The following is a 3,822-nucleotide window of genomic DNA, read 5'->3' on the forward strand; positions in this document are numbered from 1 at the left end:
AGTCCGCACGGTCGGCGAAGGGCGGGACGCCGGGGTGGGTGGGGTGGGCGGAGGTCGGGAGTGGGGTCTCGAGCGACCTTTGCTCTGCCCGCACCGCTGCGGGCGGGGCCGAGCCACCCACCACGACCCTTTGCTCTGCCCGCACCCCTGCGGGCGACCCCGGGCCCGGGCCCGGCCCTGGCGTCGAGCCCGACTCGAAGCCCTCTACCCGCACCCCGGCGGGCAGAGCAAAGGTCTCCACGGACCCCACCTCGACCCCTTCCCCGGCCCGTTCCCCGACCCCTTCCCCGGCCCGCTCCGCCACCACCTCCGCCACCACCGCACGCGCCCGCGGGCCGCGGCGCAGCGACTCGGCGAGCACCTGCGCGAGCCGCCGCTCGGGGGCACTCACCGCTCGCCCAGGAAGAACTTCAGGTAGCGCTGGTCGATGTGGTCCAGGCCCAGGAGCACGAAGAAGTCCGCGCAGTCGAAGTCCGGGTCGTGCGCGGGCTCGCCGCACACCCACGCCCCCAGCCGCACGTACCCCCGCAGCAGCGGCGGCAGCACCGTCCGGCGGTGCGGGGTGTCCGGGACCCACGGGCGATGCGGTGCCACGCGGTACGCGGCCGGGGCGAGGTGGCGCGCGAACACGGTCTCCCGGACACCTGCGGCCTGTGCGCCGCCGTCGGCCAGCGGCACGCTCGCACAGCCCGCCAGCCACTGGTTCCCGGTCAGCAGCATGTACCGCGCGATCCCGGCCCACACCAGCCCGACGACCGCACCCGCCCGGTGGTCCGGGTGCACGCAGGACCGGCCGGTCTCGACCAGCGAGGGCCGGATCGGGTCCAGCGCGTCGAGCGCGAACTCGCCGTCGGAGTACAGCGCCCCCGCCGCCCGAGCGCGCTGCGGCGGCAGCATCCGGTAGGTCCCGACGACCTCCCCGGTCGCGTCCTCGCGGACCACGAGGTGGTCGCAGAACTCGTCGAAGCGGTCGGCGTCGAGCCCCGGCCGGAGGGTGTCGAGCCGGGCGCCGAGCTCGTCGGCGAACACCCGGTGGCGGAGCCGCTGGGCGGCCTCGACGTCCGCGGAGTCGGTGGTCAGCAGCAGCGAGTAGCGGGTGGCCGCCTGCTCGGGCGTGGTGACGAGCACCTGTGAAGAGGTCACGCGAGGTTGGTACCGACCTCACCCGAACGGCGCAGTCCCCCGCGGCGTCCCCGGTGTGAAACCGAGATGAACCCGAGAACGACGACGGCCCCACCCCCCGTCGCGAGGGGTGGGGCCGGTCGTGCGCGCGGGTCAGCTCTTGCGCTTGGTGATCTCCTCCTGGAGCTGCGGCGCGACCTTGAACAGATCGCCCACCACACCGAAGTCGGCGATCTCGAAGATCGGCGCCTCGGCGTCCTTGTTCACCGCGATGATCGTCTTCGACGTCTGCATGCCCGCCCGGTGCTGGATGGCACCGGAGATGCCCAGGGCGATGTACAGCTGCGGCGACACGGTCTTGCCGGTCTGCCCGACCTGGAACTGGTGCGGGTAGAAGCCCGAGTCGACCGCGGCACGCGACGCGCCCACGGCGGCACCGAGCGAGTCCGCCAGACCCTCGACGACGGTGAACTGGTCCGCCGAGCCGACGCCGCGGCCACCGGACACGATCACCGACGCCTCGGTCAGCTCCGGACGGTCGCCCACGGTGACCGGCTCACGGGACTGCACGGTGGCGGAACGACCGGACGCGGCGGGGACCTCGACGGTCTCCTCCGCGGCCGCACCGTCGGCCTGCTCGACCTCGATCGAACCCGGGCGCAGCGTGAACACCGGGTGCGCGGTGTTGGCCTTCGCCTCGGCGATGAACGCCCCACCGAACACCGAGTGCGTCCCGCCCTCGGGCGAGACGGCGACGACGTCGCCCAGCAGTGCGGAACCGGTCTTGATCGCCAACCGGCCCGCGATCTCCTTGCCGTCCGCCGAGACGCCGATCAGCACCGCGGCCGGGTCCTTCGACTCGACCAGCGACGCCAGCACCGACACCTGCGGGGTCAGGAAGTCCGACGAGTCGGTCTCCGCGACGTACACCTTCGCCGCACCGTAGGACTTGAGCCCCTCGGACAGCTTCCCGGCGGTGCCCGCCGGGCCCACGACGACCGCGGACGGCTCGCCCAGCGCGCGGGCGGCGGTCAGCAGCTCGAACGTGCTCTTCTTGATCTCCCCGTCGAGATGGTCGACGAGGACCAGGACCTCAGCCATGATCTTCCGTTCTCCTCGTTGCTCTCGGGGTGTCTCAGACGAGCTTCTGCGCGACCAGGAACGCCGCGATCTTCTGACCGCCGTCGCCCTCGTCCTCGACCTTCTCGCCACCGGACTTCGGCGGCTTCGGCTGCGAGGACGTGACCGTCGAGGTGGCGCTCGCGAGGCCGACCTCGGAGGCGTCGATCCCGGCGTCGGCCAGGGTCAGCGTGGTGACCGGCTTCTTCTTGGCCGCCATGATCCCCTTGAACGACGGGTACCGCGGCTCGTTGATCTTCTCGTTCACCGACACCACGGCGGGCAGCTCGGTGGTCAGGATCGTGACGCCGTCGTCGGTCTCCCGACGCACGGTGACCGTGGACCCGTCGACCGTGAGCTCACGGGCGTGGGTCAGCGACGGCAGGTCCAGCACCTCGGCCAGCATCGCCGGGACCGCACCGATCCGGCCGTCCGACGCCTCGTTCCCGGCCAGGATCAGGTCCACCGAGTCCAGGGTGCCGATCACCTTGGCCAGCGCCTTGGTGGTCTGGACCGCGCACGAGCCGTGCAGCGCCTCGTCGGACAGGTGCACGGCCTTGTCCGCACCCATCGACAGGGCCTTGCGGATCGCGTCCGTGGCGCGGTCCGGGCCCATCGCGACGACGGTCACCTCGGACCCGTCGTTCGCCTCCTTGAGCTGCAGCGCGGACTCCACCGCACGCTCGTCGATCTCATCCAGCACCGCGTCCGTGGCGTCCCGGTCCAGGGTGTGGTCCCCCGAGGACAGTTTCCGCTCGGAGTAGGTGTCGGGCACCTGCTTGACCAGCACGACGATGTTCATCGGACCTCTTCGACCTCCTGCCCAGTGCGCCGCCGTCCCCGGCCGGCGCAACGTGTGCTCCCACGTGCGAACCTATCGCCGATCCCGACGCGGCGCGCCCCGCTCTCGCGGGTGGGTGACTCGCATCCCCCCGCGGCCGGCACGTCGCTGCCCGGACCTCGTCCGACCGGCTGGACACCGCCCGCGAAGGCCCCGGTGGCGCGGGGTCGTCGAGGCCGTGTGCGGCCGTCTGACTCGGGTACCGATTGTTACCGTTCGGTATCCGAACAGCAAACGGCACCCGGGGTGAGCCTGCTCACCAGGGCCCTCACCTGCGACGTTCGCCCGGCGTGACGTGAACCGCCGCGCGACCACCCCCCGTGGTCACCGCCCGCCCACTAGGGTCCCCGTGCCGGTCGCGACGCGGCCGCGCGGAGGGGGTGTGCGCACGGTGCTGGTGACGGGCTACGACGACCGGACGGGCCAGGGGTACGTGGTGCGCACGGGCCCGGACCTGGCCGTCGAGAGCGAGCCGGGAGTGCGTGAGGTCACCCACGCGGGGGTCACCGTGCTGTGCACCGACGGGCTCGCGATCCTGCTGAAGGACGCGCTCGCCCACCGGCCCGTCACCCGGCTCGGCTGGGCGGGCCCCGAGGTCCCGCTCACGCTCGACGACCACACCCTGCTGGCCTGGCTGACCGACGCCGTGGGTGGGGTGGTCACCGTGTCCGGCGAACCCGGCCCGGACCCCCGCACGGCATGACCGGGCCCCCCGACCCTGCCCGATGACCCCGCCCCTG

5 protein-coding genes are annotated in these 3,822 nt (G+C 72.8%); 1 reads left to right on the plus strand and 4 read right to left on the minus strand.

The window, feature by feature from the left end; translation table 11 throughout:
• The 4 genes from H5J29_RS34420 to H5J29_RS24460 all read right to left on the minus strand — a co-directional run.
• On the minus strand, positions 1-391 hold a 391-nt coding region (locus H5J29_RS34420), incomplete at its 3' end, for a hypothetical protein (protein WP_220187868.1).
• Positions 388-1,143 carry a GNAT family N-acetyltransferase gene (locus tag H5J29_RS24450; RefSeq protein WP_181783378.1) on the minus strand — a complete coding sequence of 252 codons (756 nt, stop codon included), beginning with the start codon at positions 1,141-1,143 and terminating at the stop codon, positions 388-390. The genes H5J29_RS24450 and H5J29_RS34420, both read right to left, overlap by 4 nt.
• 132 nt (positions 1,144-1,275) lie before the next feature.
• On the minus strand, positions 1,276-2,223 hold the full coding sequence (locus H5J29_RS24455; RefSeq protein WP_181783379.1) for an electron transfer flavoprotein subunit alpha/FixB family protein: 948 nt from the start codon (positions 2,221-2,223) through the stop codon (positions 1,276-1,278).
• A gap of 34 nt (positions 2,224-2,257) precedes the next feature.
• On the minus strand, positions 2,258-3,043 hold the full coding sequence (locus H5J29_RS24460; RefSeq protein ID WP_181783380.1) for an electron transfer flavoprotein subunit beta/FixA family protein: 786 nt from the start codon (positions 3,041-3,043) through the stop codon (positions 2,258-2,260).
• Positions 3,044-3,464: 421 nt separating this feature from the next.
• On the opposite strand from H5J29_RS24460, the gene H5J29_RS24465 reads away from it, so the two are divergent.
• Positions 3,465-3,785: a hypothetical protein gene (locus tag H5J29_RS24465; protein ID WP_312858383.1), complete on the plus strand. Its 321-nt coding sequence runs from the start codon at positions 3,465-3,467 to the stop codon at positions 3,783-3,785.
• Positions 3,786-3,822: the final 37 nt, after the last annotated feature.

Origin of the sequence: Pseudonocardia pini, from assembly GCF_013870575.1 — a bacterium.
GTDB lineage: Bacteria > Actinomycetota > Actinomycetes > Mycobacteriales > Pseudonocardiaceae > Pseudonocardia > Pseudonocardia pini.